This is a genomic window from Salinicola sp. CR57, assembly GCF_003206585.1.
GTDB lineage: Bacteria > Pseudomonadota > Gammaproteobacteria > Pseudomonadales > Halomonadaceae > Salinicola > Salinicola lusitanus.
In genome coordinates this window covers 15,328-34,713 of the sequence record NZ_PZJL01000017.1, presented here as the reverse complement: position 1 = coordinate 34,713, position 19,386 = coordinate 15,328, and the positions used below count along the sequence as shown (strand labels likewise).

Annotated in this window: 19 protein-coding genes and 1 pseudogene; 13 read left to right on the top strand and 7 right to left on the bottom strand. The window is 63.5% G+C overall.

Annotated elements, in window-relative coordinates; translation table 11 throughout:
* The first annotated feature begins 136 nt into the window (after positions 1 to 136).
* From DOM56_RS19345 to DOM56_RS19330, 4 genes are all read left to right on the top strand, one after another.
* Positions 137 to 1,291, top strand: a complete 1,155-nt coding sequence (locus DOM56_RS19345; RefSeq protein WP_110710576.1) for an efflux RND transporter periplasmic adaptor subunit — start codon at positions 137 to 139, stop codon at positions 1,289 to 1,291.
* Positions 1,291 to 4,416 (top strand): efflux RND transporter permease subunit, encoded by a 3,126-nt coding sequence (locus DOM56_RS19340; protein ID WP_110710575.1) that lies wholly within the window; start codon positions 1,291 to 1,293, stop codon positions 4,414 to 4,416. The genes DOM56_RS19345 and DOM56_RS19340 overlap by 1 nt, the downstream gene beginning before the upstream one ends.
* A 104-nt stretch (positions 4,417 to 4,520) precedes the next feature.
* Positions 4,521 to 4,871, top strand: coding sequence for a DUF883 C-terminal domain-containing protein (locus DOM56_RS19335; RefSeq protein WP_157958293.1), 351 nt, complete (start codon positions 4,521 to 4,523; stop codon positions 4,869 to 4,871).
* A 69-nt stretch (positions 4,872 to 4,940) separates the two neighbouring features.
* Positions 4,941 to 5,177, top strand: a complete 237-nt coding sequence (locus tag DOM56_RS19330) for a DUF883 family protein (protein WP_110602827.1) — start codon at positions 4,941 to 4,943, stop codon at positions 5,175 to 5,177.
* A 71-nt stretch (positions 5,178 to 5,248) separates the two neighbouring features.
* Here the strand turns inward: DOM56_RS19330 and DOM56_RS19805 are convergent, their stop codons facing one another.
* Positions 5,249 to 5,647: a hypothetical protein gene (locus DOM56_RS19805; protein ID WP_157958292.1), complete on the bottom strand. Its 399-nt coding sequence runs from the start codon at positions 5,645 to 5,647 to the stop codon at positions 5,249 to 5,251.
* Complete coding sequence (locus tag DOM56_RS19325) at positions 5,607 to 5,891, bottom strand: succinate dehydrogenase assembly factor 2 (protein WP_110602831.1); 285 nt, start codon at positions 5,889 to 5,891, stop codon at positions 5,607 to 5,609. Before DOM56_RS19325 ends, DOM56_RS19805 begins: the two co-directional genes overlap by 41 nt.
* 196 nt (positions 5,892 to 6,087) lie before the next feature.
* Between DOM56_RS19325 and DOM56_RS19320 the strand changes: the two are divergent.
* From DOM56_RS19320 to lapB, 3 genes and pseudogenes are all read left to right on the top strand, one after another.
* Positions 6,088 to 6,396: pseudogene (locus tag DOM56_RS19320) on the top strand (integration host factor subunit beta); the annotation flags it as partial.
* A gap of 95 nt (positions 6,397 to 6,491) precedes the next feature.
* Positions 6,492 to 6,797 carry a LapA family protein gene (locus tag DOM56_RS19315; RefSeq protein WP_110602835.1) on the top strand — a complete coding sequence of 102 codons (306 nt, stop codon included), beginning with the start codon at positions 6,492 to 6,494 and terminating at the stop codon, positions 6,795 to 6,797.
* Entirely contained in the window at positions 6,798 to 7,991 is a 1,194-nt protein-coding gene (gene lapB / locus DOM56_RS19310) for a lipopolysaccharide assembly protein LapB (RefSeq protein WP_110710573.1), read from the top strand. It abuts the gene before it with no gap.
* Here the strand turns inward: lapB and pyrF are convergent, their stop codons facing one another.
* On the bottom strand, positions 7,992 to 8,699 hold the full coding sequence (gene pyrF, locus DOM56_RS19305) for an orotidine-5'-phosphate decarboxylase (protein WP_110710572.1): 708 nt from the start codon (positions 8,697 to 8,699) through the stop codon (positions 7,992 to 7,994).
* A gap of 226 nt (positions 8,700 to 8,925) precedes the next feature.
* Between pyrF and DOM56_RS19300 the strand changes: the two genes are divergently transcribed.
* The 6 genes from DOM56_RS19300 to DOM56_RS19275 all read left to right on the top strand — a co-directional run bounded on the left by DOM56_RS19300 (position 8,926) and on the right by DOM56_RS19275 (position 13,332).
* Positions 8,926 to 9,189: a ComEA family DNA-binding protein gene (locus tag DOM56_RS19300; protein ID WP_110710611.1), complete on the top strand. Its 264-nt coding sequence runs from the start codon at positions 8,926 to 8,928 to the stop codon at positions 9,187 to 9,189.
* Between the two features lie 108 nt (positions 9,190 to 9,297).
* Positions 9,298 to 9,780 carry an FxsA family protein gene (locus tag DOM56_RS19295; protein ID WP_110710571.1) on the top strand — a complete coding sequence of 161 codons (483 nt, stop codon included), beginning with the start codon at positions 9,298 to 9,300 and terminating at the stop codon, positions 9,778 to 9,780.
* A gap of 198 nt (positions 9,781 to 9,978) precedes the next feature.
* Positions 9,979 to 10,272, top strand: coding sequence for a co-chaperone GroES (locus DOM56_RS19290; RefSeq protein ID WP_071232843.1), 294 nt, complete (start codon positions 9,979 to 9,981; stop codon positions 10,270 to 10,272).
* A 58-nt stretch (positions 10,273 to 10,330) separates the two neighbouring features.
* On the top strand, positions 10,331 to 11,974 hold the full coding sequence (gene groL, locus DOM56_RS19285; RefSeq protein WP_110710570.1) for a chaperonin GroEL: 1,644 nt from the start codon (positions 10,331 to 10,333) through the stop codon (positions 11,972 to 11,974).
* 156 nt (positions 11,975 to 12,130) lie between these two features.
* Positions 12,131 to 12,859, top strand: a complete 729-nt coding sequence (locus DOM56_RS19280; RefSeq protein ID WP_110710569.1) for an RNA methyltransferase — start codon at positions 12,131 to 12,133, stop codon at positions 12,857 to 12,859.
* A gap of 80 nt (positions 12,860 to 12,939) precedes the next feature.
* Entirely contained in the window at positions 12,940 to 13,332 is a 393-nt protein-coding gene (locus DOM56_RS19275) for a hypothetical protein (RefSeq protein ID WP_110710568.1), read from the top strand.
* A gap of 127 nt (positions 13,333 to 13,459) precedes the next feature.
* On the opposite strand, the gene rpsA is transcribed toward DOM56_RS19275, so the two are convergent.
* The 4 genes from rpsA to pheA all read right to left on the bottom strand — a co-directional run bounded on the left by rpsA (position 13,460) and on the right by pheA (position 19,375).
* Positions 13,460 to 15,136, bottom strand: coding sequence for a 30S ribosomal protein S1 (gene rpsA / locus DOM56_RS19270; RefSeq protein WP_110602848.1), 1,677 nt, complete (start codon positions 15,134 to 15,136; stop codon positions 13,460 to 13,462).
* A 222-nt stretch (positions 15,137 to 15,358) separates the two neighbouring features.
* Positions 15,359 to 16,039, bottom strand: coding sequence for a (d)CMP kinase (gene cmk / locus DOM56_RS19265; protein WP_110602850.1), 681 nt, complete (start codon positions 16,037 to 16,039; stop codon positions 15,359 to 15,361).
* Positions 16,036 to 18,273, bottom strand: coding sequence for a bifunctional prephenate dehydrogenase/3-phosphoshikimate 1-carboxyvinyltransferase (locus DOM56_RS19260; RefSeq protein WP_110710567.1), 2,238 nt, complete (start codon positions 18,271 to 18,273; stop codon positions 16,036 to 16,038). Before DOM56_RS19260 ends, cmk begins: the two co-directional genes overlap by 4 nt.
* Position 18,274: 1 nt before the next feature.
* Entirely contained in the window at positions 18,275 to 19,375 is a 1,101-nt protein-coding gene (gene pheA, locus DOM56_RS19255) for a prephenate dehydratase (protein WP_110710566.1), read from the bottom strand.
* Positions 19,376 to 19,386: the final 11 nt, after the last annotated feature.

Here is a 19,386-nt window from a genome sequence, read left to right as displayed (position 1 = left end):
CTTGCCTCACTGAATGGGCAGGCATTCTAACAGAGGCGTTTTTCGAGATGCCCTTTTCATTCGCCGGAGGTTCAGGTACTAACGAGTGGCGCGTACTCGCCCGCCCAACGCAACGCTGACAAGATATCCGCTAACCATGACAACGAATTCGGCAGCTCGTGAGCGCTTCACGCTCGGACGCGAAACCCGCTTACCGCCACTGCTGGCACTGGCCCTCTGCGTGATAGCGACATGGTTGCCGGGGCCGCCCCCCGCGAGCGCCCAGGAGACGCCGCCAGTCGCCGTGATCGGCGCCACCGTCATGGCTTCGACCTGGCAGGACCCCGTGGAGGCGCTGGGAACCTTGAGAGCCGACGAGAGCGTCACCCTCTCCTCCACGCTCACCGGCACCGTCAGCGCACTCAACTTCGAGGATGGTGACGAGGTCGCAGCCAACCAGTGGCTGGTGCAGCTCGACGACGCCCAGGCTCAAGCCGAGCTGCGCGCCGCCCAGGCGCTACTCGGGCAGCGCCGGAGTGCGCTCAACCGGGCCCAGCAGCTCCAGGATCGCAACCTCGGGGTACGCGCCACGCTCGAGGACAATGCCGCACTGGTCAAGCAGAGCGAGGCCGAGATCGATGCCATCCGCGCGCGACTCGCCGATCACCGCCTGCAGGCCCCCTTCGCGGGCACGGTGGGGTTGCGCGAGATCAGCGTGGGCGCCCTGGTCACCCCCGGCACCGAGCTGGTCACGCTCGACAAGCTGGACACCATGAAGCTCGATTTCACCGTCCCGGCGACGCTGCTGTCGGTGCTCCACCCCGGCCTGACACTCAGCGCCACGACACCGAGCTACCCGGCCCAGGTCTTCCGCGCCGAGGTCGCGACCCTCGGCACGCGCATCGACCCCATTTCGCGCAGCCTGGTGGTCCGCGCCAACCTGCCCAATCCCAACGGCCGGCTGCTGCCGGGCATGCTGATGGAAGTGCAGTTGAACCAGCCCGCGCGCGAGGCGTTGACGATCCCGGAAAGCGCGCTGGTTCCGGATGGCGAACGCCAGACGGTCTGGCTGATCGAACCGGGTCAGCCGGCCCATGTGACGCGCCGGGAAGTCACCACCGGCGAACGCCGACAGGGGGAGGTCGAGATCATCGCGGGGCTCGATGGCGGGCAGCGGATCGTGACCCACGGCACGCTCAAGGTACGCGAGGGGGATCCGGTCGAGCTGGTCGCGGAAGATGTCGGCGAGGGTGACATCAGGGATGTGCTGGAGCGTCAGCGCCGCGCCACCGAATCCCGGGCGAGCGACTGATGCGAATTTCCGATCTATCGATTCGCCGCCCGGTTTTCGCGACGGTCGTCTCGCTACTGCTGATCGCCTTCGGCCTGCTGGCCATGGAGCGCCTGCCGCTGCAGGAGTATCCGGCGATCGACCCGCCCATCGTCAGCATCGAGACCAACTACCCCGGTGCCTCCGCCAGCGTGGTCGAGACCCGGATCACCCAACTGCTGGAGGACCGCATCGCCGGTATCGAGGGTATCGTCTCGATCGAGTCCAGCAGCGCCGACGGCGAATCGGAGATCGATGTCGAATTCTCGCTGGATCGTGACATCGACGGTGCCGCCAACGATATCCGCGATCGCATCTCGTCGGTGGCCGACAACCTGCCCGACCAGGCCGAGCCGCCGGAGATCGAGAAGAGCGACAGCAGCGACGACGTCATCATCTGGCTGTCGCTCTCCGGCGAGGGCTATACCATCCCGGAGCTCACCGATTACGCCAATCGCTATCTCGTCGACCGCTTCTCGACCCAGAACGGTGTGGCTCGGGTACGCCTGAGCGGCGGCAAGGAGTATGCGATGCGGGTCTGGCTCGATCGCAATGCCCTGGCCGCGCGACAGCTGACGGTCGATGATGTCGCCAGTGCGCTCCAGAACGAGAACGTCGAGCTGCCGGCCGGCTTTCTCGAATCCCGCGACCGCCAGTTCACGCTGCGCATTCCGCGCAGTTTCACCACCGCCGCCGACTTCCAGAACCTGGTGATCGCGCGAGGAGACGACGGTTACCTGGTACGGCTGGCCGATGTCGCCCGGGTGGAGGTCGGCTCGGTCGAGGAACGTTCGCTCTATCGCGGCAACGAAGTTCCCATGGTCGGCCTGGGCATGATCAAGCAGTCGACCGCCAGCGTGCTGGAGGTCGCCAACGGCGCCAAGGCGGAAATGGCTCGGCTGCAGCCGACGCTGCCGAACGGCATGCAGCTGTCGCTCAACTTCGATTCCTCGGTGTTCGTGTCAGGTGCCCTGCACGAGGTCGCAGCCACCTTGTTCATCGCCATGGGATTGGTGGTGGTGGTGATCTTTCTCTTTCTGGGCAACGTGCGCACGACCCTGGTGCCGGCGGTGACGGTGCCAATATCGCTGATCGGCACTTTCATCTTCCTGGCCCTGTTCGGCTTCACCCTGAACCTGCTGACCTTGCTGGCGCTGGTCCTCGCGATCGGTCTGGTCGTCGACGACGCGATCGTGGTCATCGAGAACGTCCACCGGCGCATGGCGGTCCATCGCGAAACGCCCCTGGTGGCGGCCTATCGCGGTACGCGCCAGATCGGCTTTGCGGTGATCGCCACCACCCTGGTGCTGATCACGGTATTCATTCCGTTGAGCCTACTGCAGGGGGATATCGGACGCCTGTTCTCGGAGTTCGCGCTGACCCTCGCCGCCGCCGTCGGGCTCTCCTGCCTGGTCGCACTGTCGCTGGCGCCGATGCTGTGTTCGAAACTACTCAACCCGAACATGCACGAAAGCCGCATCAGTCGCGGCGTGCAATGGCTGCTGGATCGTTCGCAGACGATCTACCGACGCTGGCTGCGCCGGGCGCTGCGCTTCCGCTGGCTCATGGTCGGCCTGTTTGCCCTCATCCTGGCCCTCACCGCCTGGCTGTTCCAGCAGTTGCCCAACGAGTACACCCCCCGGGAGGACCGTGGCGCCTTTTTCGTGCTGATCGAGGGCCCCCCCGGCGCGACCTTCCATTACATGCAGGATTACTATGACGAGATAGAGACCCGCTTGATGTCCCTGGTCGACGCCGGCGATATCAACCAGGTGTCGATTCGAGGCCCACGTGGCTTCGGCAATGTCGAGAATTTCAACGACGGCATGGCCATCGTCACCCTCAACGACTGGGGCGAACGGCGTTCGGCGTGGGACATCATGGCCGATGTCAGGCAGCGCCTTGACGACCTTCCCGGCGTCACCGCCACGCCGGTCATGCGCCAGGGTTTCGGCGGCAGAGTCGAGAAGCCGATTCAGTTCGTGATCGGCGGCAGTACCTACGAGCAGCTGGTCGACTGGCGCGACCGTCTACTCGAGCGTATCCGCGAGGACGGTAACGCCGGGCTCGAGGCAGTGGACAGCGACTACAAGGAGACCCAGCCACAGCTCCGTATCCGGATCGACTACAACCGCGCAGCCGCCCTGGGCGTGACCGTCAGCACCATCGGCAACACCCTCGAGACGTTGTTCGGCGGCCGCAACGTCACCACCTACGTCGATAACGGGGAGGAGTACGACGTCATCCTCGAGGGGGAGCGCGAGCGCCAGCGAGCGCCGAGTACACTGGACAACGTGCAGGTCCGTTCGACGGTCAGCGGCGAGCTGATTCCACTGGCGAGTCTGGTCTCCATCTCCGAATTCGCGGGTGCCAGCGAACTCAATCGATTCAACCGGATGCGCGCCATCACGCTGGAGGCCAACCTCCAGAGCGGTACCGCCATGGGTGACGCGCTCGCCTACCTCCAGCGGATCGCCGCCGAGGAGTTGCCCAGCGAGGCGGTCATCGACTACAAGGGCCCCTCGCGCGATTACCAGGAGGCCAGTGGCGCCACCTCCTTTCTGCTCCTGCTGGGCATCGTCGTAGTGTTCCTGGTCCTGGCGGCCCAGTTCGAGAGCTTCATCCACCCACTGGTCATCATGTTCACCGTGCCGCTGGCGATCAGCGGTGCCCTGCTTGGGCTCTGGGCCAGCGGCCAATCTCTCAACATCTACAGCCAGGTTGGGCTGGTCGTACTGGTGGGGCTGGCGGCCAAGAACGGCATTCTGATCGTCGAATTCGCCAACCAACTGCGCGACGAGGGAGCGCCGTTCTCGGATGCGCTGGTCGAGGCGGCCGTGACACGGCTGCGACCGATACTGATGACCACCGTCACCACCATGGCCGGCGCGATACCGTTGATTCTGGCCTTCGGCCCGGGGGCCGAATCGCGCATCGTCATCGGCACCGTGATTTTCTGCGGGGTCGCCGTTGCCACGCTGTTGACGCTGTTCGTCGTCCCGGTCGCCTATGACATGCTCGCGCGGCGGACCGGCTCACCCGGCGATGTCAGTCAGCGACTGGAGCGAGAGCTGAATCTCGACGCGCCGAGGCAGGAAAGGTCCTAGCGAGTCATGGAAATGCAACTACACTTCTGTAGCGACGCCCATGCCCGACATGATGCTGTCGCGTGAATCGTAGGGAGGCCGTTTCACCGAACCGGAGGATGAACATGAGCCTGTTCCATCGTGACGACAAGGAAGGCGAGGCCAGCCGTATCGATGAAGATATGGCAGCGGCCGCCGAGCGTGCGCCTCGCCTGGGGGACGATCCAATCCGGGAGGAACCCGCACTGGCATCGCGGGATGTTCCTCTCGAGGAGAGCATCGACGAGCCGTCCCCCCACGCTGCCACCTATTTTCCCCAGCACAGCTGGGCGGATCGCTCGCGCCAGCGTCTGGACGAGCAGATCAACGACACCTGCCAGAGCTGCGACGACTTCGTCCAACGCAAACCCTGGCAGAGCGTCGGCATCGCCGCGCTGGGTGGCGCCTTGCTGACGCTGATATTGAGCCGGCGTTGACAGCTCGAACCGACAGGACCCAAGTCCTGCCCCGAACCACCATTATCGACCAACGATTAAGGATGATCCATGAGCCGTAACTATCGGGAAGAGAGCCGGAACTATTACCGGGACGCCAAGCGCCGAGGCCGCCAAGGCCTGGAACGCGCGAGGCATCGGGCAGACGATGTCAGCCACGAGCTGGCAGAACATGCGGAAGAAGCCTGGCGCGAGACCGACGATTATATTCACCGCAATGCCTGGAGCAGCATCGGCGTCGCCGCGCTGGCCGGATTTGCCATCGGGTTCTTCGTCGGCCGCCGCTGAACGCCAAGTGTGACCATGACGGCCCTGCCAGAGCTGGTGGGGCCGTTTCTCGTCTGACGTGCAGAATCTGGTCAGTCGGCTTGACCGGCTAGCGTCTCGCGCAGACAACGTAGCGAGTGCGCATCACCACTATCGGGCCACAACCACAGGCGCCGACCGGAAAGGTCGACCGCTGACAGCATCGGCCCGAGGCGCACTAGCCGGCATGGGGCCGGCTCCCATATCCGGGCATCGACCGAGCACTCCCAGACCGGCGTCTCCCCGGCCATCATGCATCGCAGATAGCGCCGTCTCGGGGTCGAAAGAAATTGCCGGGCGACCAATGCCAGGGCGGTCAGCGACATCAACACGGCCAGCCGCCAGTCGACCCACCACCCGGCGTAGCCGGACAACGCCAGTGCCAGCAGCCCCTGGCAAGTCAGCGACAGCCTAGAGCGCCTGACGACGACTGTTGTCAGTGGTTTCCGCATGTTCAACGATCATCTTGACGAGACGCCGCAGCTCGGCATTCTCTGGCCATTCGCGCCGCATCAGCCAGGTGAAGAGATCCTGATCCTCGTTGGCCAGTAACTCCCGATACAACACCTGATCCGAAGGCGTCAGTTGGTCGTAGCGCTCCTCGAGAAACGGCATCAGCAGCAGATCCAGTTCCCACATGCCACGTCGTGAATGCCAGTAAAGCCGTCGTCGCGTGACATCTTCGTTGTCTGACATGGACTACCCTCGATCCGATGTGCTGAGTGACTGCAATACACAGCATTATACCCGAGTGAACTGCCGGTCACTATTCAGTCATCCGGCTCGCCCGGCTAATGCGTTGTTTTCTCGAAAGTTGCGAAGTATGCTGAAACGACAATAACAGACGTCGGACGCCCATTACGCGGTTCTTGGCCGCCAGGCAGAGGCCTCACGGAGAATGTCGATGACAAAGTCTGAATTGATCGAACAGATCGCCACCCGTCGCCCCGAGTTATCGGCGAAGGAAGTCGAAGCGGCGGTGCGCGTCATTCTCGATGATATCACCAACGCCCTGGCGGACGGTGGGCGCGTGGAAATTCGCGGATTCGGCAGCTTCTCGCTGCACTTTCGCGAGCCCAGGACCGGACGCAACCCCAAGACCGGCGACCCCGTCGACCTCGACGGAAAATACGTCCCGCACTTCAAGCCGGGCAAGGAACTACGCGAACAGGTCAATGCCAGCCGCGCGCTGGGCTATTGATCTCCCCAGTCATTGCATCCGTCGCCCGATTCGACGGCTGCCATCGCGACGACTGATCACGACCGGACCGTCGCGGTGCGTTACCAGGAATTACTATGCGCTGGCTCAAAGGCGTCATTCTCGCCATCATCCTGATCGTCGTGCTGCTGCTCGGCATCCTGTTTGCCGTCAACAACCAACAGCCGCTGCCATTGGACTTGATCTGGGTGCAGCTCCCCCCCGCCTCGTTGTCGCTGTGGCTCCTGGTTGCCCTGGCTTGTGGCGTGATTCTCGGCATGTTGGCAATGACGGGAATGTACCTTCGTCTGAGAACCCTGTTGACCCGTGCCCAGCGTCACAATCAGCAACAGCGCAAAGAACTCGATCGTCTACGGACGCAGGAGTTCAAGGAAAGCACCTGAATGAGCGATCCTCTGCTGCTGGCGTTGCTGGTGGCAGCCATCGCCATCGGCTGGTTGCTGGGGCGCTGGGAATCGGGGCGTGGCCGTCGCCGGCCACGCCCTGAGATGCCGAGCGGCGCCCTGCCGAAAGACTATTTCGTCGGCCTCAACTATCTGCTCAACGAGCAGCCGGATCGTGCCATCGAGACCTTCACCCAGGCGCTGGAAGTCAACAGCGACACGGTCGAGACGCATATCGCCCTGGGCAATCTCTACCGATCGCGCGGCGAAGCCGATCGCGCGGTCCGCATTCACCAGAATCTGCTCGCCCGCCCGGCACTGTCCAGCGCTCAGAGCGGCCAGGTCCAGTTGGAACTCTCGCGCGACTTCCTCACCCTCGGGCTGCTCGACCGAGCCGAGCGGCTACTCCTGTCACTGCAGAAGAGCCAGGTCGACGACGCGCAGAAGCTCGCCGCCAAACGTCTGCTCGTCGACCTGTTCGAACGGGAAAAGGAGTGGGCCCAGGCCCTCGACACCGCCCAGCCACAACTGGTGCGTCAGGACCCCGACATCCGCCGGGCGGCGGCGCACTGGCACTGCGAGCTGGCCAGCAAGCATCGCATCGAAAGCAGTCCGTCACTGGCCAGAAAGGCATTGAAACAGGCACTGCATACCGATGAACGCTGCGTTCGCGCCAACTGGATGCTGGGCCAGCTCGAGTGGGATATCGGCCACTACCGCGACGCGGCCCGATGCTGGCAGCGAATTCCCGAACAGGACCCGAGTTTCACCACCATCGTGCTGGAACCGCTGCGCAATGCCTACCGTCTGCTCGATGACGAGGACGGCTGGTGGCAATTTCTGGAGAAGCAGTTGCAACACGATCCGCAAACCTCGGTCGTCATGATGGCCGCAGACACGCTAAGACACCGCCAAGGCACGGAGATCGCCTGCGCGTTCGTCAGCGATCAGTTACGCGACCACCCCAGCCTGCGCGGCGTCGACTACCTGATGGACCTCTATCTGGACGATAGCGATCCCGCCGAGCGGGATCGGCTGGAGCTGCTCAAGCAGCACACCCGGCAATTACTGAGCACCCGACCAAGGCATCGCTGCCAGCGCTGCGGCTTCGGTGCCGAACAGCTGCACTGGCAGTGTCCCCGCTGTCGCAGTTGGGGTACCAGCAAGCCGGTAACGGGCCTAGAAGGCGAATGATCACGACCTGCCTGCCAGGGAGAGCTCGATATCGGCCAGCGCCACCATCGGGTCGGCCGCCTGGGTCACCGCTCGACCGATGACCAGGTGCGTGCTGCCGGCCGCCATCGCGGCATCGGGGGTCATCACCCGCCGCTGATCCCCCTGCTCCGCGCTCGGGGGACGAATCCCCGGCGTCACCTTGAGAAACCCCGCCCCACACAGCTCACGCAGCCGGGTGCTCTCGCGCGCCGAGCAGACGACCCCATCCAGTCCACTTTCCTGGGCCAGCCTGGCCAGGCGCTCGACCTGAGACAGGGCGCTGCCGGCGACGCCGGTTTCCTGAAGTTCCTCATCCGTCATGCTGGTCAGCACGGTGACCGCGATGAGCTTCGTCTCGAGCCCGCGTTTCGCCAATCGCTCGGCGCTCGCCTCCATCATTCGGCGACCGCCGGAAGCGTGCACGTTGACCATCCACACGCCCAGATCGGCGGCAGCTTCCACCGCTCCGGCGGCGGTGTTGGGGATATCGTGAAACTTCAGGTCCAGGAAGACCTCGAAACCCCGCTGGTGCAGCGCCTCGACGGCCGCAGGCCCTGCACGGGTGAACAGCTCCTTGCCGACCTTGACCCGGCAACGGGCAGGATCGAGCGCGTCGGCCAGTCGTAGCGCCGCGTCCAGGTCGGGGTAGTCGAGCGCAATGATGAGCGGCGATTCCGGGGCGGACATGGGTCGTCTCCTGCAGTCGAATTCGGGCGGGAGTATACCCGACCCGGCAATGGATAGGACCTTCCCGCCACATCCATGCCAGCTACTTTAGCGAAATCGAGTAGAAATTGGCTGACAGAAATGATCGCTTTTTTCCGATAAAAAATCGTGAAGCAGCGTCGATACAAGATAGTGAAAGCCGGTCACGAGACCGGCTTTCACTCCACTACAACCGAGAGAGATGCTCATGAAGACGCTGCTCCAAGCCGTGCTGTTCTCGCTGTTCAGCTTCGCCGCCCTCCCCGTGCTAGCTCAGGATACGCCCGTCAACATCAACGAGGCGTCGGTCGAGACGTTGACGACGCTACCCGGGATCGGTGCGGTCAAGGCACAAGCGATCGTCGACGACCGGGAAGCCAATGGCAACTACAAGAGCCTGGAAGACCTGACTCGCATCGACGGAATCGGCAACGCCACGGTGGCCAACCTCGCCGACAGTGCGACGTTTTAAGCCCTGCTCCGGGGCCGGCGTCTCGTCGGCCCCGGAGTGGCGAACGGTTGCAATTCCCCCATTCGTCTCCATCTTGCCAAGTCAGGCAGCGTCAACGACGGAGACATCATGCCCCTGCTCATCCTCATCGCCCTATTCGCGATCGCGGATTTCGCCGTGCTCTTCACCCTGGGCGCAAAAATAGGCCTGCTGGCAAGCCTGGTGTGGATTGTCGCCAGTGGCGCCCTCGGTATTCATCTCATTCGCCGTGAGAGCCTGCTGACGCTTCAGCGAGCCCGTGCCCGCATGGCAGCCGGTGAAATTCCCTCGGACGAAATCCTGGCGGGGGCGTCATTCGTATTGGCTGGCATCCTGTTGATAGCACCCGGTTTTCTTTCCGATATCGTGGGTCTAATATGCCTGGCCCCCGGCAGCGGTCAGCTGATGCGTCGCTGGTCCACCCGAGGCAGCCGAGGCGCTGGCCCGAAAGGTGCCGAAATCCCCGGCGACTGGGATGCCCACCGGCGCGATTCGGACAGTACCGCCAGCGACGGTCGAGCCGGCGATGACGCCGCCCCCATCGAGGGTGAGTATCTCGGCAAGGAGCGGTGAAGCGTCGCCGCCCATCACCTCCGGCGATAAAATTTTCAGGCCGCCCCTTGAAACCGGCTGGCCAGACCCAATCAAGGCAGCAGCGACAGTTTTAGGCCGTCAGGCCCATTAACCGGAAGGCGAAAGCCTTCGCCCCTTGAGCCAGGCTCATGTGGGAACGTGCATTTGTCACATGCAACCATCAGGAGAACGTGAGCAATGAAAATCCGTCCCTTGCACGATCGCGTCATCGTACGTCGCAAAGAAGAAGAGCAGAAAACTGCTGGCGGCATCGTGCTTCCGGGCAGTGCCCAGGAGAAGCCGACGCGCGGTGAAGTCCTGGCAGTGGGCAATGGCCGCATCCTCGAGAGCGGCGAAGTTCGCGCACTGGACGTCAAGGTTGGCGACACCGTGATTTTCAAGGAAGGCTTCGGCGTCGAAAAGCAGAAGGTCGACGGTGAAGAAGTCCTGATCATGAGCGAAAGCGACATTCTGGCCGTCGTCGAAGGCTGATCGGCCGAAGCTCGACGATTCATCAAGATTTCACGCATTACATTAGGAAGATCGAACAATGGCAGCTAAACAAGTCAAGTTCTCTGATGATGCTCGCAAGCGCATGGCACGTGGCGTCAACGTTCTCGCTGATGCAGTCAAGGCGACGCTCGGACCGAAAGGCCGTAACGTCGTTCTGGAAAAATCCTTCGGCTCGCCCACCGTCACCAAGGACGGCGTCTCCGTGGCCAAGGAAATCGAACTGAAGGACAAGTTCGAGAACATGGGCGCTCAGATGGTCAAGGAAGTCGCCTCCAAGACTTCCGACGCCGCGGGTGACGGCACCACCACCGCCACCGTTCTGGCTCAGTCCATCGTCAACGAAGGCCTGAAAGGCGTCGCTGCCGGCATGAATCCGATGGATCTCAAGCGCGGCATCGACAAGGCCGTCATCGAGGCCGTCAAGCACATCCAGGCGCTTTCCGTGCCCTGCACCGACGCCAAGGCGATCGCTCAGGTCGGCACCATCTCCGCCAACGGCGACGCGCGCATCGGTGAGATCATCGCCGAAGCGATGGAGAAAGTCGGCAAGGAAGGCGTCATCACCGTCGACGAAGGTCGCGGCTTCGAAGACGAACTGGAAGTCGTCGAAGGGATGCAGTTCGATCGTGGCTACCTCTCCCCGTACTTCGTGACCAACCAGGACACGATGGCGGTCGAGCTCGAAGACCCGTACCTCCTGCTGGTCGACAAGAAAGTCTCGAACATCCGCGAACTGCTGCCGGTACTGGAAGCCGTCGCCAAGGCCGGCAAGCCGCTGGCGATCATCGCGGAAGACATCGAAGGCGAAGCGCTGGCGACTCTGGTCGTCAACAACATGCGCGGCATCGTCAAGGTTGCTGCGGCCAAGGCACCGGGCTTCGGTGATCGCCGCAAGGCCATGCTGCAGGACATCGCGATCCTGACCGGCGGCACCGTGATCTCCGAAGAAGTTGGCCTGAGCCTCGAGCAAGCCAACCTCGACCACCTGGGCAGCGCCAAGCGCATCACCATGTCCAAGGAAAACACCACCATCATCGATGGTGCCGGCGTCGAGTCCGACATCGAATCGCGCGTCGCGCAGATCCGTGCACAGATCGAAGAGACTTCCTCCGATTACGATCGCGAGAAGCTTCAGGAGCGTGTCGCCAAGCTGGCGGGTGGCGTTGCCGTGATCCGCGTCGGTGCGGCGACCGAGTTCGAGATGAAGGAGAAGAAGGCGCGCGTCGAAGATGCGCTGCACTCTACTCGCGCTGCGGTCGAGGAAGGTGTCGTGCCTGGTGGCGGTACCGCCATGGTCCGCGTCCTGACCCTGATCCAGGGCCTGACTGGTGACAACGAAGACCAGACTCACGGTATCGCCATCGCGCTTCGCGCCATGGAATCCCCGCTGCGCCAGATCGTCACCAATGCTGGCGAAGAGGCCTCCGTCATCGTCAATCGCGTCAAGGAAGGCGAAGGCAACTTCGGCTACAACGCGCAGACTGGCGAGTATGGCGACCTGTTCGAAATGGGCGTCCTCGATCCGGCCAAGGTGACGCGCACCGCGCTGCAGTCCGCGGCTTCCGTCGCCGGCCTGATGATCACCACCGAAGCGATGGTGGCCGAAGATCCGGAAGATGCACCGGCAGGTGGCGGCGCTCCGGACATGGGCGGCATGGGTGGCATGGGCGGCATGATGTAATCACTGCCCCGCCATCGCCTGATCCTTTCAGGTATCATGGAAAGCCCCGCCTTCTGGCGGGGCTTTTTTTGGTTCTGCCGCCGTCGGCTTGACCTTCGGCCCGCCCGGAGGCAGTCGTCGACACCCTGAATTCTTGCTCCCAGGAGTTTTTCGCGCATGCTGGATCGCATTCGCATCGTTCTCGTCCAGACGTTCCACCCCGGCAATATCGGTGCCAGCGCGCGCGCGATGAAGACCATGGGCCTCAGCGACCTGGTCCTGGTCGCTCCACGCCAGTTTCCCGATGAGGAGGCGACGCGGCTCGCCGCCGGCGCTGCCGACCTCGTCGAGGGCTGCCGCGTCGTCGACTCCCTGCCGGCGGCGATTGGCGACTGCGTACAAGTCATCGGCGCCAGCGCCCGTCTGCGCAGCCTGCCGCTGCCCTGCTACCACGAACCGGAGCAGATGGCCGCCGAACTCTGGCGCCGACTGCCGGAGGGGCCGGTCGCCATCGTCTTCGGGCGGGAGCGATATGGCTTGACCAACGAAGAGATCGGCCACTGTACGCATCAGTTGAACATTCCTGCCAACCCGGACTATGGCGTGCTCAACCTCTCCCAGGCCGTGCAGATCGTCGCCTACGAGGCGTTCCGGCAATCTCGCATTCAGGGGGGAGCACAACAGATGCCCAAGGCCAGCGGCCCTTATCCCACGATGGAGCAGCTGGATCACTTCTACGCCCACCTGCACCGGGCCCTGGACAGTGCCGGGTTCCTGACCCAACCCCACGCCAGGACCGAGGCTCATCTCCGCGCCCTGTTCACCCGTGCCGAGCCCAGTCGCAAGGAGCTTTCGATTCTGCGTGGCGTGCTCAATGCGCTGGAGAGTTCGAGCCGGGGCGACTAGATCCTCAGGCAAAGTCCTTTGACAGCCAGATCGGCCGGATAGAGAATGGGAATCGATCTCATCAAAAAGCGATGCCTGTGATGACCGCCGAACGCTCCCAGCTCTACTACACCTGCGTCTTTCTGCAGGTCTCCTTCCAGGCCATCGAAAGTTCGATCATGGCTCGGCACGAGGAAAGCAGCCGCTGCTGGCTGGATGCCCAGACCCTGCAGATGCTGCTGGGTGAACTGCAGCGCTGCCGCCTCAATGCCTCACCATTCAAGCCCGTTCATGCCCCACTCGAAGAGGCGATCTACCACTGCGGGCTGTTGATGGCGCAGTGCCCTGGCGCCCTCGACCAGCGTCTCTGCCGACATCATCTCCAGGCCATTGCCGCGCCGCTGGGGCAGGCAGCCCAGCATCTCTCCGTCAGTTCGAGCCCGCAGCAGCCAGCCACTTCGTCGTCACGCTTCCGGACCTGGTTCGGCCGCTGATCCCGGCGCCGACCGCGCTCGTCTCGTTGCCCGCCGGGCGCTGCCAGCCGCGAACGCGCAAACAATGCACCAAAAAAAACAGCGCCCGAAGGCGCTGTTTTGTTAGGCAGAGACCGGATTCGCTGAATCAGTCCTGGCCCATCTGCTGCTTGATCAGATCACCGATGGTGGTCGGGCCGTTGGGCTCGACGTCCTGATCGCGCAGTTTACCCATGTTGCGACGCGTATCGACCTGGTCCTTGGCTTTGATGGACAGGTTGATGACGCGGCTCTTGCGATCCACGTTGACGATCTTGGCTTCGACGCTGTCGCCTTCGTTCAGCACGTTGCGAGCGTCTTCGACACGATCGGCACTGATCTCGGATGCCTTGAGCACGGCCACGACATCAGTCGCCAGCTCGACATGGGCTTCCTTGGCATCGACTTCGATGATGCGGCCAGTGACCACGGCACCCTTGTCGTTGACAGCCAGGAACTCGGAGACCGGATCGGACTCGAGCTGCTTGATGCCCAGCGAGATGCGCTCACGCTCCGGGTCGATCGACAGGATGACCGCTTCCGCTTCATCGCCCTTCTTGAACTGGCGAACGGCTTCTTCGCCGGTCTCACTCCAGGAGATGTCGGAGAGGTGAACCAGCCCGTCGATGCCGCCTTCCAGGCCGATGAAGATACCGAAATCGGTGATCGACTTGATGGTACCGGCAACGCGGTCGCCCTTGTTGTAGCGGCCGCTGAAGTCTTCCCACGGGTTGGTGGTGCACTGCTTGATACCCAGGGAAATACGACGACGCTCTTCGTCGATGTCGAGAACCATGACTTCGACTTCGTCACCGACCTGGACCACCTTGGACGGATGGATGTTCTTGTTGGTCCAGTCCATTTCGGAGACGTGAACCAGACCTTCGACACCCTCTTCCAGCTCGGCAAAGCAGCCGTAGTCGGTCAGATTGGTGACGCGGGCGTTGACCTTCATGCCTTCCGGATAACGGTCGACGATGTTGACCCACGGATCTTCGCCCAGCTGCTTCAAGCCCAGCGATACACGATTGCGCTCGCGATCGAACTTGAGAACCTTGACGTTGATCTCGTCGCCGACAGCCACGATCTCGCTCGGATGCTTGATTCGCTTCCAGGCCATGTCGGTGATGTGCAGCAGGCCATCGACGCCACCGAGGTCGACGAACGCGCCGTAGTCGGTGAGGTTCTTGACGATACCGTTGATCTGCTGGCCTTCCTGCAGAGTCGCCAGCAGCGCTTCACGCTCGGCACTGTTCTCGGCTTCGAGAACGGCACGGCGAGAAACGACGACATTGTTGCGTTTCGGGTCGAGCTTGATGACCTTGAAGTCCAGCTCTTTGTGTTCCAGGTGCGCAGTGTCGCGTACCGGACGCACATCGACCAGCGAGCCCGGCAGGAAGGCGCGGATGGAGGAGACGTCGACGGTAAAGCCGCCCTTGACCTTGCCGTTGATCACGCCCTTGACGATCTCGTCCTTCTCGAAGGCCGCTTCCAGTTCCTTCCACGCTTCGGCGCGCTTGGCCTTCTCGCGTGACAGGCGGGTCTCACCGAACCCGTCTTCGACGGCTTCCAGCGCGACCTTGACTTCGTCACCGACCGCAATGGTCATTTCGCCATTGTCGTCGCGGAACTGCGCCGCGGGGATCTGCCCCTCGGACTTCAGACCGGCGTTGACGGTGATCCAGTCGCCTTCGATGTCAACCACGGTCGCCATGACGATGGCACCGGGTTCCATGTTGATGTCCTGGAGAGACTGTTCAAACAACTCAGCAAAGCTTTCGCTCATGTGATTCCTACGTGATCAACGTTGATGACGGTCAAACCGTCTTCCTCCGTACCACCAGCGAGCACGGGCCTTATCGACATATCCCTGGGGATGTTGGCGCTGGTTCGACCTGCAGCGACTTTTCAGTCGGGTCGTTGCACGTCATGACATCTTGCCAGGGGCCCCGGGAGCGGAAGTGCGTCGTCGGCTTCTGCCGGAGAGCAGGCCTGGAACCGGTAGGCTTCAGGCCAGCTTTCGTTCGGCGAGCAGCGTTTCGATACGCTCCACGACTTCCGGTATATCCAGCTGCGTGGTGTCCAGCTCTACCGCATCTTCAGCGGGCTTGAGCGGGGCGACCGAGCGCTGCATATCGCGCGCGTCGCGCGCTTGGATTTCTTCCAAAAGGGTCGAGAGTCTAGCATCTTCACCCGCCTGCTGCAATTGCAGCAGGCGTCGCCGCGCCCGCTCCTCGGCGGAGGCGGTGAGATAGATCTTGAGCGGTGCGTCTGGGAAGACCACGGTCCCCATGTCACGTCCGTCGGCGACCAGTCCCGGCGTCTTGCAGAAGTCACGCTGGCGCTGGAGCAGCGCGGCGCGGACCGGCGGCAGCGCCGCCACCTGGGAAGCCGCGTTGCCGACGCTTTCACTGCGAATCGCCGTGGTCACGTCGTCGCCTTCCAGCAGGATCTGCATTGCCCCATCCTCGACGGCGAACACCACGTCGAGCGCCTGCGCCTGCACGGAGAGCGCCTCGGCATCGTCGACGGCCACGCCGTTGCGCATCGCCGCCAGTGCGGTCAGGCGATAGAGGGCGCCGGAGTCGAGCAGGTGCCAGCCCATGTGCTCGGCGATCATTCGACTGATCGTGCCTTTCCCGGCCCCGCCCGGGCCATCGATGGTCAAGACCGGCGCCAGTGTCGTCATGCCGATACCTCCGTCAGTTCAAGCCCCACCTTGTTGGCCAGCGCGACGAAACCGGGGAACGAGGTCGCCACGTTGGCGCAGTCGTCGATCACTATCGGATCGTCGGCCCGCAAGGCGGCGATGGTGAAGGCCATGGCGATACGGTGGTCGCCGAGACTGTCCACCTGTCCGCCCTGGTAACTGGGACCATCGCCGGACTTGCCGACCACGTCGATACCGTCGTCGTAGACGGTGGTCTCGACCCCCAGGATATCGAGGCCATCGGCCATCGCCTGGATCCGGTCGGACTCCTTGACCCGGAGCTCCTCGGCGCCGCGCAGCCGGGTGGTGCCCTCGGCGTTGGCCGCGGCGACGAACAGCGCCGGAAATTCGTCGATCGCCAACGGTACCTGGTCGACGGGAATGTCGATCCCCTTGAGCGGCGCATAACGGATATGCAGGTCGGCCACCGGCTCGCCGCCCACCTCACGCGGATTTTCCAGGCGCAGATCGGCGCCCATTGCCTTGAGAATGTTGATCACCCCGATCCGGGTCGGATTGACCCCGACATGCTCGAGCACCAGATCGGAGCCCGGCGTGATCGCTGCCGCCACCAGAAAGAAGGTGGCAGAAGAGATATCGGACGGCACGTCGATGGGTGCGCTGGTCAGTTCGCCGCCGCCCTGCAGCGTCGCCAGGTCGCCATCGCGATCGACCTTGTAGCCGAAGCCGTTGAGCATGCGCTCGGTATGGTCCCGGGTGGGGGCCGGCTCGCGGACGCGGGTCTCGCCCTCGGCGTAGAGGCCCGCCAGCAGCAGGCAGGACTTGACCTGGGCGCTGGCCATCGGCATGTCGTAGTGGATGCCCTTCAGCGGCTGACCACCGTGGATCCTGAGCGGCGGGCGCCCCCCCTCGGCGGTGTCGATCCTTGCTCCCATCAGCCGCAGCGGATCGGCCACCCGGGCCATGGGACGCTTGGTCAGCGAGGCGTCACCGGTCAGTTCGGTATCGAAGGCCTGTCCCGCCAGTAGGCCGGCGAATAGCCGCATGGCAGTGCCGGAGTTCCCCACGTAGATCGGACCGGCCGGCTTTTTCAGCCCGTGCAGGCCCACGCCATGGATCGTCACCCGGCCCTGGTGCGGCCCTTCGATGGCCACGCCCATGTCGCGAAACGCCTGCAGCGTCGCCAAGCTGTCCTCGCCTTCGAGAAAGCCCTTGACCTCGGTAACACCGTTGGCCAGGGCACCGAGCATGATCGAGCGGTGGGAAATGGACTTGTCGCCGGGAACGCGAATCCGGCCGTTGACCGAACCGCCGGGCGACACCCGATACTGAACCTGTCGTGCTTCCATGGTCTGATAACTCGTCTGATTCAACAGCGTTTCAAAATAGTGCCTGGCATGACTGGCGCGATCGAACGTGCCCAGCATGGCGTCGCTGTCGCCCTGCTCGACGGCCGCGCGCAATCGCCCCAGGCCGGTCTCGAAATCATCCAGTGCATCCAGCAGCGCATCGCGGTTGGCGGTGAAGATATCGCGCCACATCACCGGATCGCTACCGGCGATGCGGGTGAAATCTCGAAACCCGCCGGCGGCGTAGCGGAAGATTTCCAGCCGCTCGTCCTGGCGGGCCAACGTGTCGACCAGCGAGAACGCCAGCAGGTGCGGCAGATGGCTGGTTCGCGCCAGCACCTGATCGTGCCGGTCAACCGGCATCTCGAGCACTTCCGCGCCACAGCGCTGCCACAACCCCCGCACCATGGCGACGGCCGTCGGCGTGGTGTCGGCCTCCGGCGTCAGGATGACCTTGTGATGACGGTAAAGCGCCGGATTGGCCGCGGCCACCCCGCTCTTCTCGGAGCCGGCGATGGGATGACCCGGGACGAAATTGGCCGGCAGCCGGCCGAAAACTTCCCGCGCCGCCTCGCAGACGCGGCGCTTGGTACTCCCGACATCGGTCAGCACGCGCTCGCCGAGGACCGGCGCCAGCTGCTCGAAGACATGGCGCATGGCCAGCACCGGCACTGCCACCACGACGAGGCCGCTCTGGGCGACCAGCGCAGCGAGATCACGCCCCCCGTCGTCGATCACTCCCATCTCGAGGCCGGTGTCGATCTCCTCGACGTTGGGGTCGCAGGCCAGGATCCGCCCGCCATAGCCGCTGGACTTGAGCGCCGCAGCCAGCGAGCCGCCGATCATCCCCAGTCCTATGATCAGTACCGTGGGGTCCGCTGACGGTGTCTCGCTCTCCCCCATCTTAAAGCACGCCCACCGGGTAGGAACCCAGCACCTTCATGTCCTGTGCGCCGCTGCGCACCTCTTCGAGCACACTCGCGATCTCGGGCTGGTCGACATGCCCCTTGAAGTCGATGAAGAACACGTAGTTCCATGCGCCAGTGCGCGACGGGCGCGTCTCGAGGCGGGTCATGTCGACATGATGGCGATGAAACGGCTCGAGCAGTGCGTGCAACGCGCCGGGCTCGTTGCGCATGGCGACCACCACCGAGGTCTTGTCGGTGCCCGAAGGCGGCACCGACTCGTTGCCGATGATCAGGAATCGCGTGGAGTTGTCGGGACGGTCCTCGATCTTCTCCGCGACATGGTCGAGCCCGTAGAGCTGTGCCGCCATATCGCCGGCGATCGCCGCGCTGTGCCACTCGGTCTTGACCAGTCGCGCCGCCTCGGCGTTGGAGGATACCGCAACGCGCTCGGCGTGGGGGTAGTGGGCATCCAGCCACTTGCGACACTGGGCAAAGGACTGGGGATGGGAGTAGATCCGGGATATCTTGTCCTGCCGCGTGATGCTCGACATCAGCAGATGGTGGTGGATCCGCAGCACCACCTCCCCGCTGATGTGCAGGCCGGAGTCCATGAACGAATCCAGGGTGTTGTTGACGACACCCTCGGTGGAATTCTCCACCGGCACCACGCCGTAGTTGACCGCGCCCGCCTCGACTTCACGGAACACTTCGTCGATGGCCGCCATCGGCAAGCTGATGGCGCTGTGGCCGAAATGCTTGAGCGCCGCCTGCTGGGTGAAGGTGCCTTCCGGCCCCAGGTAGGCGACCTTGATCGGCTTTTCCAGCGCCAGACAGGCGGACATGATCTCGCGAAAAAGTCTGGCCATCTCCTCGCGGTGAAGCGGCCCGGGATTCTCCTCCATCACCCGGCGTAGCACCTGCGCCTCGCGCTCCGGGCGATAGAAGACGGCATCGGGGTCGTCCGCGGTCTTGACGTGAGCCACCTGGGCGGCGCACTCGGCACGCTCGCTGATCAGGCGCATCAATTCGCTGTCGATGGTGTCGATGCGCTGCCGGAGCGCAGCCAGGTCCAGCGGCGAATTCGAGGAGTCACTCATGACCGTATCCT